Origin of the sequence: Streptomyces sp. NPDC015220 (genome assembly GCF_043079345.1) — a bacterium.
In the GTDB taxonomy this organism is placed as follows: Bacteria; Actinomycetota; Actinomycetes; order Streptomycetales; family Streptomycetaceae; genus Streptomyces.
Window position 1 is genome coordinate 254274 of sequence record NZ_JBIBUK010000003.1, and the last position, 16797, is coordinate 271070.

General features: G+C 74.6%; 11 protein-coding genes. 6 read left to right on the forward strand and 5 right to left on the reverse strand.

Annotated elements, in window-relative coordinates; all coding sequences use genetic code 11:
• Positions 1 to 77: 77 nt before the first annotated feature.
• The 4 genes from secD to ACF061_RS10290 all read right to left on the reverse strand — a co-directional run bounded on the left by secD (position 78) and on the right by ACF061_RS10290 (position 4697).
• Positions 78 to 2360: a protein translocase subunit SecD gene (secD, locus tag ACF061_RS10275; RefSeq protein ID WP_392266395.1), complete on the reverse strand. Its 2283-nt coding sequence runs from the start codon at positions 2358 to 2360 to the stop codon at positions 78 to 80.
• Between the two features lie 42 nt (positions 2361 to 2402).
• Positions 2403 to 2915 (reverse strand): hypothetical protein, encoded by a 513-nt coding sequence (locus tag ACF061_RS10280; RefSeq protein ID WP_392266396.1) that lies wholly within the window; start codon positions 2913 to 2915, stop codon positions 2403 to 2405.
• Between the two features lie 130 nt (positions 2916 to 3045).
• A complete protein-coding gene (locus tag ACF061_RS10285) occupies positions 3046 to 3720 on the reverse strand; it encodes a response regulator (protein WP_392266634.1) in 675 nt (224 codons plus the stop codon).
• Between the two features lie 2 nt (positions 3721 to 3722).
• Positions 3723 to 4697, reverse strand: coding sequence for a HAMP domain-containing sensor histidine kinase (locus ACF061_RS10290; RefSeq protein WP_392266397.1), 975 nt, complete (start codon positions 4695 to 4697; stop codon positions 3723 to 3725).
• A 544-nt stretch (positions 4698 to 5241) separates the two neighbouring features.
• Between ACF061_RS10290 and ACF061_RS10295 the strand changes: the two genes are divergently transcribed.
• The 5 genes from ACF061_RS10295 to ACF061_RS10315 all read left to right on the forward strand — a co-directional run bounded on the left by ACF061_RS10295 (position 5242) and on the right by ACF061_RS10315 (position 14633).
• Positions 5242 to 5571: a TraR/DksA C4-type zinc finger protein gene (locus ACF061_RS10295; RefSeq protein ID WP_392266398.1), complete on the forward strand. Its 330-nt coding sequence runs from the start codon at positions 5242 to 5244 to the stop codon at positions 5569 to 5571.
• Between the two features lie 65 nt (positions 5572 to 5636).
• The gene (locus ACF061_RS10300) at positions 5637 to 6011 is read left to right on the forward strand and encodes a TraR/DksA family transcriptional regulator (RefSeq protein ID WP_392266399.1); all 375 of its coding nucleotides are present in this window, start codon (positions 5637 to 5639) and stop codon (positions 6009 to 6011) included.
• Positions 6008 to 6850, forward strand: coding sequence for a rod shape-determining protein (locus ACF061_RS10305; RefSeq protein ID WP_392266400.1), 843 nt, complete (start codon positions 6008 to 6010; stop codon positions 6848 to 6850). The genes ACF061_RS10300 and ACF061_RS10305 overlap by 4 nt, the downstream gene beginning before the upstream one ends.
• Positions 6851 to 7507: 657 nt before the next feature.
• Entirely contained in the window at positions 7508 to 9550 is a 2043-nt protein-coding gene (locus ACF061_RS10310) for an SPFH domain-containing protein (RefSeq protein WP_392266401.1), read from the forward strand.
• 106 nt (positions 9551 to 9656) lie between these two features.
• The gene (locus tag ACF061_RS10315; protein WP_392266402.1) at positions 9657 to 14633 is read left to right on the forward strand and encodes a DNA repair ATPase; all 4977 of its coding nucleotides are present in this window, start codon (positions 9657 to 9659) and stop codon (positions 14631 to 14633) included.
• 98 nt (positions 14634 to 14731) lie between these two features.
• Here the strand turns inward: ACF061_RS10315 and ACF061_RS10320 are convergent, their stop codons facing one another.
• Positions 14732 to 15547, reverse strand: a complete 816-nt coding sequence (locus ACF061_RS10320) for a phosphatase PAP2 family protein (RefSeq protein ID WP_392266403.1) — start codon at positions 15545 to 15547, stop codon at positions 14732 to 14734.
• A gap of 424 nt (positions 15548 to 15971) precedes the next feature.
• Here ACF061_RS10320 and ACF061_RS10325 point away from each other — a divergent pair, with 424 nt between their 5' ends.
• A complete protein-coding gene (locus ACF061_RS10325; protein WP_392266404.1) occupies positions 15972 to 16514 on the forward strand; it encodes a flavoprotein in 543 nt (180 codons plus the stop codon).
• Positions 16515 to 16797 lie beyond the last annotated feature (283 nt).

Below are 16797 nucleotides of genomic sequence, written 5' to 3' on the forward strand. Positions count from 1 at the left end.
GCGGCCATCGGTCCCGGCACCCATTTCCGGCCGGTGGCGGGGTGCACCCCGCCACCGGTGGCGGGCAGGGCGCCGGGTCAGGTCCGGCGGGCGGCGGTGCGGCGCGGACCGCCCCGCACGGTCCGGCGCGCCCGCGGCCGGCGCCGCTCCCGCCGCAGCCGGTGGAGTTCGACGGCGACCGGGGCCGCGGTGAAGACCGACGAGTACGTGCCGACCACGAGGCCGATGAGCAGGGCGAGCGCGAAGTCGGTCAGCGAGTCGCCGCCCAGCACAGCCAGTGAGGCGAGGATGAGGAGCGCGCCCATGCCGGTGTTCACGGTGCGGGGCAGGGTCTGCAGTACGGCCCGGTCGGTGAGGTCGGCCAGCGGCGCCCTGGGCTCGCGCCGGACCAGCTCCCTGATCCGGTCGAAGACGACGACCGAGTCGTTGACCGAGTAGCCGATCACGGTGAGCAGCGCGGCGAGGAACACGCCGTCCAGCGGTTTGCCCAGCCAGGCGAACACGCCGACCAGGATGAACACGTCGTGCGTGAGCGCCACGACCGCGGCCGTGCCGAACAGCCAGCGGAAGCGGGCCGCGAGGTACAGCAACTGCGCGCCCAGGGCGACGGCCAGGGCGATCAGCGCGTTGCGGCGCAGCTCGTCGCCGAGGCTGGGGCCGATCAGCTCGTCGCGGACCTTCTCGGTGGCCCCGCCGAGCGTGCCGACGGTCCGGGTCACCGCGGCCGCCTGGGCGTCGGTCAGCTCCTCGGTGCGCACGGTGAGGCCGGTGTCCCCGGAGGACTGCACGACCGCCCGGGGGAAGCCCGCGTCGGCGAGCGCGGTGCGGGCGCGCTCCGGATCCACCGCCCGCCCGGTGTCGTACTCGATCAGCCGGCCCCCGGTGAACTCGATGCCGAAGTCGAGGCCGCGGAGCGCGATGCCCGAGCCGGCGAGGGCGAGCACGACGGCGGAGGCGGCCAGCCAGCGGCGCGGACGGCGCATCGGCCGCGGGTCGCGGCGCGCGAGCGCGTCGCGGACCCGGCCGGTGGTGGCGAGCCCGGTGACCCCGGGGCGCCGGTGCACCCAGCGGCGCGAGACGGCGAAGTCGGCGAGCACACGGGTGATCACCAGTGCGCTGATCATGGAGGCGACGACTCCGATGCCCAGGGTCACCCCGAAGCCCCGCACCGGTCCGGAGGCGAGGAAGAACAGCAGCCCGGCCGCGATCAGCGTGGTGACGTTGGAGTCGGCGATCGCGCTGAAGGCGTTGCGGAAACCGGCGGTGAGCGCCGAGCGGGTGGTGGGGCGGTGACGGGAGGCGTACTCCTCCCGGGCGCGTTCGAACACCAGCACGTTGGCGTCCACGGCCATGCCGATCGCCAGTACGAAGCCGGCCAGGCCCGGAAGGGTGAGCGTGGCGCCGAGGGCGGCCAGGGCGGCGTAGGAGATCAGGCCGTAGGCGAGCAGGGCGACGGCGGCCAGGACGCCCATGAGCCGGTAGACCACGATGACGAACAGCGCGGTCAGCGCGGTGCCGATGGCCGCCGCCCAGGCGCTGGCCGCGATGGCGCGGGCGCCCAGGGTCGGGCCGACGGTGTGCTGTTCGACGGTCTCGACCGGAACGGGCAGGGCGCCGCCCTTGATCAGCAGGGCCAGCTCGCGGGCCTCGCCGTCGTCGAAGGCACCGGTGATCATGGTGGAGCCGCCGGCGATGCCCGTACCGCAGCCGACCGACGGGTCGATCTGCGGAGAGGAGATGATCCGGTCGTCCAGCACGATGGCGACCCGGCGCTCGGGATCACCCGCCGGGCGGCAGGCGGCCTGCCCGGTCAGCTTCGCCCACCGGCCGCGGCCGGCGCGGTCGAAGTCGACGGTGACGTGCCATCCCGCGCCCGACTCCTGGTCGAACCGGGCGTCGGCGCCCTTGACGTCCTTCCCGGTCAGGGCGGCGGCCGCCAGCCGCAGCCGCTGCCCGGACTCGTCGGACAGCACCCGCTCCCCGGACTTCTCCGCGGCCTGGGAGCCGGCCGGTCCGAGCACCGGATGGAAGGTCAGCTGGGCGGTACGGCCCAGCACGTCGGCGGCCTTCTTCGGGTCCTGCACACCGGGCAGCTCGACGATGATGCGGTTGGCGCCGGAGCGGACGAGGGTCGGTTCGGCGACGCCGAGCCCGTCCACGCGCCCGCGCAGCACCTCCAGGGTGCGGTCGGTGGCCGCGCGGCCGGCCTCGGTGGTCGGGGTGGACCGGGTCTCCAGCACGATCTGGGTGCCGCCGCGCAGGTCGAGTCCGAGACGGACCGGCACGGTCGCGGCGATGTAGAGCGACAGGGCGATGACGGCGAGGGCGAACAGCGCTCTCACCCGGGCGGAACGGATCAACGGGGCCTCCGGCGGCACACCTGCGGGGTGGGGTGGACGGGTTCAGGTACCGGAGGGTGCGGGAGGGGCCCGGCCGCGGTCGGGGACCGGGTGGCCGGGGGAGGCGGGGGCCGGCGCGCGGGCCGGAGGCGTCGGCGTGGGCGCGGGCCGGGGGACGGTGGTGGCCTCGGTGGCGGCGGCGAGCTGGCCCGGCGGGGCCGGGCGCTCACCGCGGAGCTCCTGACGGGTGCCGGCCTGGGCGGTGCAGGCGGCGGGACACTGCTCGTCGGCGTGGGGGGCGGCGTGAGCGGGGGGCTGGGTGGGGGGTGTGGGGGTGGTGGGGGATGCGGAGGTGTGGTTGGTGGGTCCGGCGGGGGCGGTGGGGGCGGTGGGTCCGGAGTGGTCGGTGGTGGGGCCGCCGTGCCGGCCGGCCGCGAGCGCCGCGGCGCGCGTCCAGTCCGACGGGTCCGGCCGGGGCCCGCCCGCCCCGCTCGCGGCGAACACCGTGAGCAGGGCCAGCAGGACCGCGCCCAGCAGGGCGGAGGCCCTGGGGGCGGTGCGTGGCGCCCGGTGCATGCGCCGTCCCCTTTCGGCTGGCTCGGTCGTGACGTTCGTGGGGACCCGGGCCCCGGCCGGGGAGTGGCGGCCGGGGTCCCGGGTGGTCAGGGGCCGGCCGCGGGCGCCGGGAGCGGCCGGCCGGAGCCGGTCACGGCTCGACCAGGCCCGCGCGGATGGCGTATCGGGTGAGTTCCAGGCGGTCGCGCAGGCCCAGCTTGTGGAGCAGGTTGGCGCGGTGCCGCTGGACGGTCTTGACGCTGATGAAGAGGATCTCGGCGATCTCCTTGGAGGAGTGCCCCTCCGCGACCAGCTTCAGGACCTCCTCCTCCCGGGGCGTGAGGACCTGGTCGGGGGTCTCGTCGCCGTGGCGGACCCGGTCGAGGTAGTTGCGGATGAGGGCGGTGACAGCGCCCGGGTACAGGAACGGCTCGTCGCGCATCGCGGCCCGGCAGGCGGCGACCAGGTCCCGGTCGGCGACGGACTTCAGCACGTAGCCGCAGGCCCCGGCCTTGAGCGCCTGGAAGAAGTACTGCTCGTTGTCGTGCATCGTGAGCATCAGGATGCGCAGGTCGGGCTTGAGGGCGGACAGTTCGCGGGTCGCCTGGAGACCGGTCAGTCGGGGCATCGCGATGTCCAGGACGGCGAGGTCGACCTCGTGGGTGCGGGCCATCTCGATGGCCTCCGCGCCGTCGCCGGCCTCGGCGACCACTTCCAGGTCCGGTTCCTGGTCGAGGATGAGCCGCACACCGCGCCGTACCAGGGCGTGGTCGTCGGCGAGCAGGATGCGGATCTTGGCCGGGGTACGGCCGGGTGCGGTCGGCATGGTCACGGTTGCTTCCTGGGGACGGGTGTGGTGAGCCGGACGCGGGTGCCCGTGGAGCCGCTTCCGGAGCCGGTGGTGGAGGCGTCGGCGATGTCGAGGTCGGCCCCGATCAGCAGGGCCCGCTCGCGCATGCCGCGGATGCCGGCGCCCTCGCAGGCGGCCTTGATCCCCCGCCCGTCGTCGGTGATGGACAGCACCACGGCGTCGTCGGCGCGGGTGAGGGCGACCTCGACGCGTTCGGCGTCCGCGTGGCGGGCCGCGTTGGTCAGGCTCTCCTGGGCGACGCGGTAGAGGGCGAGCTCCGTCTCCGGGTCCAGGGCGGGCAGGTCGGCGTCGTAACGGCGCACCACCCTCAGACCGGTGTGGGTGGCGAAGCCCGAGGTGAGCGAGGTCAGCGCGCTGACCAGGCCGAGGTCGTCCAGGACGCCCGGCCGCAGCCGGCGCACCAGGCGCCGGACCTCGTCCAGGCTCTCCCGGGTGATCTCCTGCGCCTGGTGCAGTTCGTCGCGCAACGGGGCGTCGGCCGCGTCCGCGGCCCGCTTCAGGGCCAGCAGGATCGCGGTCATGCTCTGGCCCACCTCGTCGTGCAGCTCCTGCGCGATCCGGCGCCGCTCGGCCTCCTGGGCGAGCAGGACGCGGGCGCTGCTGGCGGCGCGCTCCTGCTCCAGCCGGTGGAGCATGGCGTTGAACGTGCGGATCAGCTCGGCGACCTCGCCGCCGCCCTGCGCGGGCAGCCGCTGGCCGGGGCGCAGCAGGTCGACGGTGGTCATCAGGCGGGTCAGCCGGTCCAGCGGGGCCAGGCCCCAGCGCAGCAGGGCGGCGTTGGCGACGAGCATGACGGCCAGGCCGCCGACCAGGATGACCGCCTCGGTCAGCACGACCGGCACGGAGACGGTCACCGGAGCCCACAGCAGCAGCGCGGTCGCCGAACCCAGCACCACGGCATTGAGTCCGAAGATCCGCCAGAACAGGGACACCGGGGTCGCGCCTCCTCACATCGTCACGGCACGTCGTACGTGGCCTGCCTCCACTTTCGGGCATCGCGCGCCCCGGTCGGGTCGCGGCCCCTGTTCGGTACCGAGCCTGCCCGCTCCCGCGGGCCCGGTCGATGGGGCCCGGCCCCCATTTCGCGGGGCGTCGCCCACCCATGCCCCGACCGCAGGGAGTGGATCGCGCGACCACCCGCAAATGGGGCCTGGACCCGATGGGGTTCCGCCGCCGGAACGGTCAGGCTGAGGACACGGACCGCGGAACGCACGCGGACCGCGGGAAACCGGACGGAAGCCGCACGGCGGCCAGGCCGCGACCGCGCGGAAGCGAAGCCGTGCGGAACCGCACGGAAGCGAAGTCGCAAGGAAGCCGTACGGAAGCCGTGCGGACCCGCGTGGAAGCCGCACGGACCCGCACGGAAGCCGCACGGAAGCCGTACGGAAGCCGTGCGGACCCGCGTGGAAGCCGCACGGACCCGCACGGAAGCCGCACGGAAGCCGTACGGACACGCACGAAGAAGGGGAGCCCACCATGTCGCTCGACGCCGCCGCCCGGACCGAGCCCCGCCCCGAGCGGCTGACCGCCCAGGAGGCCCGCCGGCGCCTCGAACACGCCCGCGGGACCCGGCTGATCCAGCTGCGGGCGCTCACCGAGACCGGGCAGAGCGCGGACGACCACCTGATGTCCGCGCAGAGGGAAGCCATCGAGCGGGTGCTGAAGGAGATCGACGAGGCGTTCGCCCGCGTCGAGGACGGCAGCTACGGCACCTGCCTGGGCTGCGCCAAGCCGGTCCCGGCCGAGCGCCTGGAGATCCTGCCGTACACCAGTCACTGCGTGGCCTGCCGGCGCCGCACCGCCTGACGCCTCATCCGTCTCCCGCAGCTCCTCCTCCCGTCACTCGTCTCCCGCCCTGACCAAGGGGTGAAGTGGTGAACCACCAGATCATCGACGACCGCCGCACGCATCTGACGCCCGAGGACCTCGCCGCGCTCCGCGAGAACCTGACCGAGCAGCTCCTGTTCCGCCGGGAGCAGCTCCAGCAGATCGCGGCCTCCGCCACGTCGCGCGCGGACGCGCTGCTCCAGCAGCGGGCGGCCGCGCAGATCGAGGTCCGCGTCAAGCTCGCCGCATCCGCCCGCATGGTCCTCGCCGACGTCGAGGCGGCCCTCGCCCGCCTGGACGACGGCAGCTACGGCGCCTGCCACCTGTGCCGGCGGCCCATCGCACGGGAACGGCTGGAGATAGTGCCGCAGGCTCGCTACTGCGCCCGCTGCCAGCAGGTCAGGGAGGCCGGCCGGTGACCGTCGCGCACGGCCCGCGGTCCGCCTCGCGCGGGCCGTCCGCGTCCGCCGTACGGCACCGGCCCTGGCCGCTGTGCCGGAACTGCTGCGGCGTCGCCCTCGACATGGGCAGCGCGCGCACCCGCGCCTGGATCGCCGGCCGCGGACTGGTCCTCGACGTCCCCACGGTGACCTTTCCGGGCGCCGGCGCCGTCTACCCGATCCAGCGCGGCACCATCGTCGACACCCAGGGAACGGCCCGGATGCTGAGCCGGCTGCTCGGTCACCGCCTGCCCCGCTTCACCCGTCCGCTGGTCGTGGTGACCGCCCCGGTGCTGGACGGCGTCGCCTTCCGCACCGAGGCCCGTACGGCGGTGGAGGTGCTGCGACCGCGCAGCGTGCTGACCGTTCCCAGCGCCCGCGCGGTCGCCCTGGGCGCGGGCGCGGACCTGACCCGGCCGCTGCTCGTGGTGGACGTCGGCGCGCACCTCACCGAGGTGGTGCTCCTGTCGGACGGAGCCGTCGTCGACGCGCGCCGCACCGCGCTGGGCACCAGCGACCTGGAGACCGCGGCCGCGGAGCAGATCGGCGAGGCGGTGGCCGCCATGGTGACCGCGATGCTGCGCCAGGACCGTACGTCGCTCACCCTCGACGCCCTGCACCGGGGCGCGCTGCTGGCCGGCGGCGGCGCCCTGCGCCCCGAGATCACCTACCACCTCACCGGTCGCCTGCACGCGCCCCTCACGGCGGTGGCGGCGCCGCACACCGCCGCGGTCCGCGGTGCCGCCACCCTCCTCCACTCCGCCCACACCCACCCGTCCACCAGACCCTCCACCCCCCGCGACCGACACCCCCGCTGACCGCCCGGTCCCGCGTCTTCACCCCCCCCGGTCCAGCTTCTTCACTCGCCCCCGGTCCAGCCTCTTCACTCGCCCCCGGTCCAGCCTCTTCACTCGCCCCCGTCCCGCTTCTTCTCCCCACCCCTTGTCCCCGTCCCCACCTCGTGCCGACCGCTCCGCCCGCGTTCGGCACGGAACCGCCGCACCCCGTCCCCACCCGGTGCCGACCGCTTCCTCCCCACTCGGCACCGAAACCGCCGCTTCCCGTCCCCGCGCCCGGCCACGCCCGGTCGCAAGGCCGCTCGGTTCCTCTTCGGCCCCGGGCCGCCGGAACCCGGCGGCCGCCGTTCGCGTCCTTGGTCGTTGACCGGCATCGTGACGCCGGTGAACGCTGCCGGAACACGGCAGTGCGCGACCGGGGCGAGCCGGGGCATCATGACGCCCGGGGAGCACTACGGACGGTTTCCGGTGCCGGACCCCGGCAGGCGCCGGGGCCGGTCCGGAAGCCCTTACGGGGGAGAGGGGGAGCGACGCCCGCGGCCTTCGGGCCGCCGGTGATCGCGGCGGACGGCCGCCCCGGACGGGGCCCGGCCGGACGCGTTCGCGACCACCCAGGACAGAGGCCCGGCGCCGACGCGCCGCCGGCCACCTCAGCTTCGTACCGCAAGGACTCATGCCATGGTTGTCATCGGCTCGCTCGTCGCGGCCGGCCTGATACTGGCCCTCCTCCTGCTGTTCCTCTTCTCCCGGCTCTACCGCAAGGTGGACCAGGGCAAGGCCCTGATCGTGTCCAAGACGCGGCGGGTCGACGTGTCCTTCACCGGGCAGGTCGTGCTGCCGGTGCTGCACAAGGCCGAGGTGATGGACATCTCGGTGAAGGCCATCGAGATCACCCGCTCCGGGCGGGACGGGCTCATCTGCCGGGACAACATCCGTGCCGACATCCGCATCTCGTTCTTCGTGAAGGTCAACAAGACCGCCCAGGACGTCATCAAGGTCGCCCAGTCCGTCGGCACCGCGCGGGCCAGCGACCAGGCCACGATGCAGGCGCTGTTCCACGCGAAGTTCTCCGAGGCGCTGAAGACCGTCGGCAAGCAGATGGACTTCACCGACCTCTACACCAAGCGCGAGGAACTGCGCTTCCAGATCATCGAGTTGATCGGCGTCGACCTCAACGGCTACCACCTGGAGGACGCGGCGATCGACTACCTGGAGCAGACGCCGCTCACCCAGCTCGACCCGGCCAACGTCCTCGACGCCCAGGGCATCCGCAAGATCACCGAGCTGACGGCGATCGAGCACGTGCGCACCAACGAGGCACAGCGCACCGAGGAGAAGGAGATCACCCGGCAGAACGTCGACGCGCGCGAGGCCATCCTGGAGCTGGAGCGCCGGCAGGCGGACGCCGAGATCAAGCAGAAGCGGGAGATCGAGACCTCCCGGGCGCGCGAGGAGGCGGAGACCGCCCGGGTGGTGGAGGAGGAGCGGCTGCGCGCGCAGAGCGCCTTCCTGCGCACCGAGGAACAGCTCGGCGTGCAGCGGGAGAACCAGGCCCGGGAGGTCGCCGTCGCGGCGAAGAACCGCGAGCGGGTCATCGCGGTGGAGAACGAGCGCATCGAGAAGGACCGCATGCTGGAGGTCATCGCCCGGGAGCGGGAGACCCAGCTGACGAAGATCTCCGCCGACAAGGAGGTCGAGGCGGAGAAGCGGGAGATCGCCGAGGTCGTGCGCGAGCGGGTCGCGGTGGACCGCACGGTCGCCGAGCAGGAGGAGTCCATCAAGAGCCTGCGCGCCGTTGAGGAGGCGGAGCGCGAGCGGCAGGCTATCGTCATCGCCGCCGAGGCCGAGGCGCAGGAGAAGCTGGTCAAGGACATCAAGGCGGCGGAGGCCGCGGAGCAGTCCGCCAGGCACCGCGCGGCCGAGGAACTCACGCTCGCCGAGGCTCGGCTGAAGACCGCCGACCTGGACTCCCGGGCCAAGCTGCGGCTCGCGGAGGGCGTGCAGGCCGAGGCCGCCGCCGAGGGGCTCGCGGCCGCCCAGGTCCGGGACAAGGAGGCCGAGGTCATCGAGAAGGCCGGCCGGGCCGAGGCCGAGGCGACCGAGGCCCGGATGCGCGCCGAGGCCGAGGGCGCCCGGGCCAAGGCGCTGGCCGAGGCGACCGCGATCGGCGAGAAGCTGAAGGCGGAGGCGGCCGGCCTGACCGAGAAGGCCGCGGCGATGGCCGCCCTGGACGAGGCGTCGCGCGGGCACGAGGAGTACCGGCTGCGGTTGCAGGCGGAGAAGGAGATCCGGCTGGCCGGTCTGGAGGTGCAGCGGCAGGTCGCCGAGGCGCAGGCCACGGTGCTGGCGACCGGTCTGGAGAACGCCGACATCGACATCGTCGGCGGCGAGTCCGCCTTCTTCGACCGGCTGGTGTCCGCGATCTCGCTCGGCAAGGGCGTCGACGGCTTCGTCGAGCACTCCCGGACCGCCCAGGCCCTGGCCAAGCCGTACCTGGACGGTGAGGCGAGCCTCGCCGACGACCTGGGCCGCATCCTCGGCTCGGTCTCCACGGCCGACGTGCAGAACCTGACCGTCTCCGCGCTGCTGATGAAGCTGATGAACTCGGGCGGCCAGAACGCCGGCCAGTTCCGCCAGCTCCTCGACCGCGCCGGCGAACTCGGGCTCGCCGAGACCCCGTTGACGGCACTGGCCGCGGTCAACGGCACCGGCAGGGCCTGACGATCCAGGGCCCCGGAGCTGCCGCGCGGGGGGCGGCGGCTCCGGAGCCCGCGGCCGGGGCCGACCACGCGGTCCCGGCCACCTCCACCGAAGGGACGCACGATCCATGGCCACCGCCCTGGAGACGGGTTCGTACGACGCCGTGGACAGCGGCACGTACGAGGTGCTGCGCGACCGGCTCACCGCACAGGCCGCCGAACTCGCCCGTGGCGCCGAGTCGCTGAACACCCGCAGGGCGGAGGAGTTCGGCACCGTCCGGCTCGCCCTGACCGGCACCGGCGGGCTGCGCACCGCGCATCCGAGCGTCCCCCGGGACGTCGTCGGGGTCGGCGGGCACCTGCTGTTCGGGTACGACGGCGGCCGCCCCGAGCCCGAGGTGGGCGACGTCCTCGCGCTCTACGACCGCGACCGCAACCGGCTCCCCGACGACGCCGTGCCCGGCCTCCTCGACGACCCCGCCTTCGTCCGGGAGTTCGCCGCACTGCACCGTTACTACCGCCAGGCCCGGCTGCTGCGCCTGCGACGCGTGGAGGGCAGGCTGCTGGCGGTCTTCCGCACCGGCGAGAAGGCCGACGACGTCCGGGCGCTGCGCTGGGACCTGACCGACGACGGGCGGGCCGCCTTCCTGGACGCGCGCGGCGAACGCGACCACGTGCCGCCGCCCGCCCACGACTTCGAGTGGACCGAGGCCACCCGCGCCGACCACGTGCTCGGCCGGTACCCGCACGTCTCGGTCCGCGACGAGGTGTACGTCTCGACGGTCGGCGGCGCGCTCACCGTCAGGACGGAGAACGACACCGAGACCGGCGGCGGGGTGCACAGCGAGCCGGTCGACGAGCCGTTGCAGTCGCTCGCCGACGCGGAGATCGCGCACGCCCGGGTGGGCGCGCTGATCCTGCTGCGCGTTCGTCCCTACAAGGAGGAGACCGACCGCTACCTGGTGTTCAACATCCTCACCAGGGCGGTCGTGCGCCTCGACGGCATCGGCCAGGGCTGCCGGCGCCTCCCCGAGGACCAGGGCGTCGTCTTCGCCGGCGGCTACTGCCTGGCGAACGGGACGTACAAGACGTACGAACTCGACACCACCGGACTGGAGTTCGAGCGCGAGGTGCGCTCGCCCTATGGCGAGGACGTGCTCTACGCCTTCCACGCGCGCGCCGAGGGACGCGGTCTGCTGCTGTCGTACAACACCATCCGCGAGGAGATCGCCACCCCGCTGACCTGCCACGGCTGGGCGCTGTTCGACGACGGCGCGCTGATGGCGCTGCGCGCGGACCCGGTGGGCACGGCGGTGGAGCCGGCCCGGGTGCACCCGGTCCAGCTGTGGACGTCGCCGTACGTCTCCGACACCCACGCCGCCGCCTCCCTCGGCACCGGCCCGCTCTCCCGGGTCGGCAACGCCGATCTGGTGCGCGGCATCTCCGACTGCCTGTCCATCAGCCGCGCGGTCGCGGAGACCACGCCGACCGTCGAGGTCTACGAGGCACTGGCCGCCGCCTGCGTCCGGGCCGCCGACACCCACCACTGGCTCGGCGAGCCTGAGCTGGGTGATCTGCGGACCCCGCTGGACGCCGTACGGGCCACCGCCGAGCAGGTGCTGGCCGAGTTCCGCACCGTGCAGACCCTCACCCGGCAGGCCGCCGAGGCCCTCGAGGAGGCCGCGGAACGGCTCGCGGCGGTGGTGCGCCGGCTGCGCGGCGAGGCGCCGCGCGGGGCCGCCGCCTGGGTCGACGGACTGACCGAGCTGCGCCGGGCCCAGGGACACCTGCTGACCCTGAAGGAGATGCGGTACGCCGACACCGCCCGCATCGACGCGCTCGCCGCCGGGACGGAGGACGACCTCGCCTCCTTCGGCAGGCGCGCGGTGGCCTTCCTGGCCCGCGAGGACGCCTTCGCCGACCACCAGCGGGAGGTCGAACGGCTCGCCGCGGACGCCGAGGCGATCGAGTCCGCGGCCGGCGCGGTGCCGGTCGCGGCCCGGCTCGACGAGCTCGCCGGCACGCTGCGCACGGTCACCGAGGTCGTCGCCGGCCTCGACATCGGCGACGCCACCGTGCGCACCGCCGTCCTGGAGCGGATCGCCGGAGTGCTGGGCGGCGTCAACCGCGCCCGTGCCCTCCTCGACGCGCGGCGCCGTGAACTCGGCGAGCGGGAGGGCCGCGCCGAGTTCGCGGCCGAGTTCGCGCTGCTCGGCCAGGCCGTCACCGGCGCCCTCGCGGCGGCGGACAGCCCCGAGGCGTGCGACGAGCAACTGGCCGGCGCGCTGGTCCGGCTGGAGGACCTGGAGTCCCGGTTCGCGGAGTTCGACGACTTCCTCGGCGAACTGGCCGCCCAGCGCACCGAGGTCTACGACGCCTTCTCCGCCCGCAAGCAGACCCTGCTGGACGCCCGCGCCCGCCGCGCCGAACAGCTCGCGGGCGCCGCCGCCCGGATCCTCGAGACGGTCGCCCGCCGCGCGGCCGCACTCGCCGACGCCGACGCGGTGAGCACCTACTTCGCCTCCGACCCGCTGGTCGCCAAGGTCCGCCGCACGGCGGAGGAACTGCGCGAACTCGGCGACCCGGTCCGCGCGGAGGAGCTGGACGGCCGGCTGAAGGCCGCCCGCCAGGAGGCCGGCCGCGCCCTGCGCGACCGCACCGACCTGTACGCCGACGGCGGCCGGTCCATCCGCCTGGGCAGCCACCGTTTCACCGTCACCACCCAGCCGCTCGAACTCACCCTGGTCCCGGACGGCGACGGCCTCGCCTTCGCCCTGACCGGCACCGACTACCGCGCCCCGGTCACCGACCCGGAGTTCGCCGCGGCCCGCGCCCTGTGGGACCGCCGGCTGCCGTCGGAGTCGGCCGAGGTGTACCGCGCCGAGCACCTGGCCGCCCGGCTGCTGCGCGAGCACGGCCCGGCCGCCCTCGCCGCCGCCGACGACCTGCCCGCCCTGGTGCGCCGGGCGGCCCAGGAGGCGTACGACGAGGGCTACGAACGCGGCGTCCACGACCACGACGCCACGGTGCTGCTCACCGTCCTGCTCCCGCTGTACGAGCAGGCCGGGGCGCTGCGCCACGAGCCCGCGGCCCGGGCCGCCGCCCAGTTGTTCTGGGCGCACGGCGCCGCGCCCGCCGCCCGCGCGGCCTGGACCCGGCGCGCGCTCTCCCTCGCCCGGGCCCGCGACACCTTCGGGCCGGCGGCCTCCGGCGCCGTCGCCGAACTGGAGGCGGAACTGGCGGGGGCGATCGGCCGGTGGGCGGCGGACGCGGGCGACGGGCCGGCGTCCCCGGTCGCCGACGGACTCGAGGGCGCGGCGGCGGCGTACCTCTTCGAGGAGCTGACCCGCGGCCCCGACGGCTTCGTGGTCAGCGCCGCCGCTCGCACACTGCTCGACAGGTTCCGCCGCACGGTGGGCGGCTCGGCGTACGACGAGGACCTGGCCGCGCTCGACGGCCTCGCCGCGCGCCACCAGCTGGCCGTGGCCTGGCTCTCCGCGTACGCCGACTCCACCGGCGCCCGGACGACGCCCGGGGACCTGGCGGAGGCGGTGGCCGTCGAGCTGTGTCCCGACCTGCCGCGCCACGAGTCCGACGTCTCGCCGTTCGCCGTGGCCGAGGGCCTGCTGGGCGCCCACCCGCGCGTCACCGGCCGTGGCCTGGTGCTGCGGATCGACGAGTTCCTGGCCCGCACCAAGCGGTTCGCCGAGCACGACGTCCCCGCCTTCCGCGCCCACCAGCGGCGGCGTACCGCCCTGGTGGCGGCCGAGCGGGCCCGGCTGCGGCTGGAGGAGCACCGGCCGCGGTCCATGGCGGCCTTCGTCCGCAACCGGCTCATCGACGAGGTGTACCTGCCGCTCGTCGGCGACAGCATGGCGCGCCAGCTCGGCACCGCGGGCGAGGACAAGCGCACCGACACCGGCGGTCTGCTGCTGCTGGTCTCACCGCCCGGCTACGGCAAGACGACGCTGATGGAGTACGTCGCCGACCGCCTGGGGCTGATGATGGTGCGGGTCAGCGGCCCGGCGCTCGGGCACGAGGTGACCTCGCTCGACCCGGCCGAGGCCCCCGACGCCACCTCCCGCCAGGAGATCGAGAAGATCAACTTCGCGCTGGCGGCGGGCAACAACACCCTGCTCCACCTGGACGACATCCAGCACACCTCGCCGGAGCTGCTGCAGAAGTTCATCCCGCTGTGCGACGCCACCCGCCGCGTGGACGGCGTGTGGAACGGCGAACCGCGCACCTACGACCTGCGCGGCAAGCGGTTCGCGGTCTGCATGACCGGCAACCCCTACACCGAGTCCGGCGACCGCTTCCGCGTCCCCGACATGCTCGCCAACCGCGCCGACGTGTGGAACCTCGGCGACGTCCTCACCGGAAAGGAGGACGTCTTCGCCCTCAGCTTCCTGGAGAACGCGCTCACCGCGAACCCGGTCCTCGCCCCGCTGGCCGGCCGCGACCGCCGCGACCTGGACCTGCTGCTGCGGCTGGCGCAGGGCGACCCGGCGGCCCGCGCCGACCGGCTCACGCACCCCTACGCCCCCGCCGAACTGGACGGGATCGTGGCCGTGCTGCGCCATCTGCTCACCGTGCGGGAGACGGTCCTCGCGGTCAACGCCGCCTACATCGCCTCCGCCGCCCAGTCCGACGCCACCCGCACCGAACCGCCGTTCCACCTCCAGGGTTCGTACCGCACCATGAACAAGATCGCCCAACGGATCCGGCCGGTCATGAACGGCGCCGAACTCTCCGCCGTGCTCGACGACCACTTCACCGCCGAGGCCCAGACCCTCACCACCGGGGCCGAGGCCAACCTGCTGAAGCTGGCCGAGCTGCGCGGCACCCTCACCCCGGACCAGGCCGAGCGCTGGACCGCCCTGAAGGCCGCCCACGGCCGCGCCCAGGCGCTCGGCGGCCCGGCCGAGGACCCCCTCACCCGCGCCACCAACGCCCTCGCCCTGCTGGCCGACCGCATGTCCGCCATCGAGGCCGCGCTCACCGGCGCCGCTCCGCCGCGGGCGGCCCGGCACGCGGCGGACGGGAACGGCGGAACGGACGGGACGGACGGGACGGACGGGAAGCCGGGACGCGCGCAGGCGTGAGACGGCGACCGTCACACCCGGAGGGGCGTGACGGTCACCGTCGGACGCGGAGGAATGAGACGGCGACCGTCACACCCGGAGGGGCGTGACGGCGACCGTCACACGCGGTCGGCCTGCGGCCACTCCGCGGCGCCTTCGACGGTGTGCCCCCCCGCGCCGTGCCCCGTGCCGTGCCCCATGCCGTGGTTCGCGCCGTAGCCCGTGCCGTGCCCCATGCCGTAGCCCGTGCCCTGGTCCGTGCCGTAGCCCGTGCCCTGGTCCGCGCCGCGGACCGCGGCATGACGGGAGGGCGGCGGCACGACGAGCAGCGGGCGCAGCACCCCGTCGCGCAGCCGCTGCACCAGGGACAGGCAGAACCGGCGCGCGGCCAGCACGACGAGCAGCGAGACGACGGTTCCGACCAGGGCGCCGACCGCCACGTCGTGCGGGTAGTGGGCGCCGACGTACACCCGCGAGGCGCCCATCGCCACGGCGGCGAGCAGCGCGACCGCTCCCAGCCGACGGTTGACGACCAGCAGCGCCACCGCGAAGGCGAAGGCGACCGTGGTGTGGTTGCTGGGGAAGGCGTAGTCGTCCACCGGGGGGCACGCCTCTATGAGGAAGTCGTGGGGCAGGGCCCGGCAGGGGCGCGGCTCCTCGAAGACGTCCTTGATCCCGGTGTTGGCGACGTACGCGATGACGACGGCGAACGGCGTCGCCAGCACCGTGGCCATCGCCGCGTTCCCCTCGCGCCGGGTGCGCCACCAGGCGATGAGCAGGAACAGCACGAACAGACCCATGCCGACGGAGGAGTAGGCCGCCGCCGTCCCGTTGAGCCAGTGGGTGTCGCGGGCGAAGTCGGTGACGTCGGTGTAGAGGCCGCCGTCGATGGACGCGCCGTCGAGCGCAAGCACGGGCGGGGAGGAAGTCGTCATCAGGTGGGTCTCCGGGCCGGGTTCTGGGGTGCGGGAGCGCTGCGGGGAACGCTCGTGGACGCAGAGGTGTGATCCTCGTGAAGTCAGTCTGTCTGATGGATGAACGTCTACAGGTTGGTAGACGCTAGCAGCCGGAGGAATGGTTGCCCCCAGGAGCCGTGACCGGGAGCGGCCCGGCCGGCCCGGCGAGCCCGCCCCGTGGGGCGCCGCCCCGCTGGGGACCGCTGTCCCGTTCGTGACCGCTCTCCTCCTGGGGGCGCCGCCCCGCCGGGGACCGCTGTCCTGCTCGGGACCGCTGCCCGCGTTCCGCCGTCGACGGGACGTCGGCCGCCGTCGGGCGTCGCCACGGTGGGGGAGCCCGTACCGCACGCCGTCGTACGCTGCCCGAGCCGCTTCGCTTCAGCCGCCCACTGGGAGTCATCGCGTGACCGAGCCGACCGCCCCGGACCGCAACCCCTTCCTGTACGTCGTCGTCTGCGCGGCCGGTGTCGCCGGTGACGTCGGCAAGCTGATCACCGCCGCCCAGGAGGCGCACTGGGACGTGGGAGTCGTCGCCACCCCGCTCGCCCTGCGGTTCATCGACCCGGAGGCGGTCGAGTCGCAGACGGGACACCCGATCCGTTCGGCCTGGCGCATGCCGGGCGATCCCCGCCCGCTCCCGCCGGCGGACGCCATCGCCGTCGCGCCGGCCACCTTCAACACGATCAACAAGTGGGCCGCCGGGATCTCCGACACCCTGGCGCTGGGCATCCTGTGCGAGGCGTACGGAACGGGCGTGCCGACCGTGGCGCTGCCCTGCCTGAACGCGGCCCAGGCCGCGCACCCCGCCTACCGGCAGAGCCTGGAGCGGTTGCGCGGGATGGGCGTACGGATCGGCTCGGGCGCACCGCTCGGGTCCGGTCCGGGCGGCGCGGTCCGCTTCCGCTGGGAGGAGGCCCTGGAACTGCTCGCCGGCGAGGCGGAGTAGGACCCGCCGGTCCGGGGCGCACCCGGGCGTTCCCTATAGTGGCCTGGCCGTGAACGTGGTGGCCGTCCGGGAACGTGAGCGGCCCGGCCGGGCGGACGGCATGGCGCGCCCCGACGCAACCGCCGTCGGCCGCCGAGCACCGCCGCCGCGTACCGGCCGGTCCGTCGTGGATCGGCCAACCCACAAGTAACACAAGGCACTTCCGCAACGCTGGACGGCATGGAAGCGCTTCACGCATCCGCACTGCGCGGCAACCTGAGCACCATGACAACAAGGGGTGGGA

Excerpts from the sequence above, each read along its gene's own strand:
- ACF061_RS10295 (WP_392266398.1), top strand. The coding sequence starts at position 5,242 with ATGTCGCTCGACGCCGCCGCCCGGACCGAGCCCCGCCCCGAGCGGCTG.
- ACF061_RS10310 (WP_392266401.1), top strand. The coding sequence starts at position 7,508 with ATGGTTGTCATCGGCTCGCTCGTCGCGGCCGGCCTGATACTGGCCCTC.
- ACF061_RS10285 (WP_392266634.1), bottom strand. The coding sequence starts at position 3,720 with ATGCCGACCGCACCCGGCCGTACCCCGGCCAAGATCCGCATCCTGCTC.
- ACF061_RS10280 (WP_392266396.1), bottom strand. The coding sequence starts at position 2,915 with ATGCACCGGGCGCCACGCACCGCCCCCAGGGCCTCCGCCCTGCTGGGC.
- ACF061_RS10315 (WP_392266402.1), top strand. The coding sequence starts at position 9,657 with ATGGCCACCGCCCTGGAGACGGGTTCGTACGACGCCGTGGACAGCGGC.
- ACF061_RS10320 (WP_392266403.1), bottom strand. The coding sequence starts at position 15,547 with ATGACGACTTCCTCCCCGCCCGTGCTTGCGCTCGACGGCGCGTCCATC.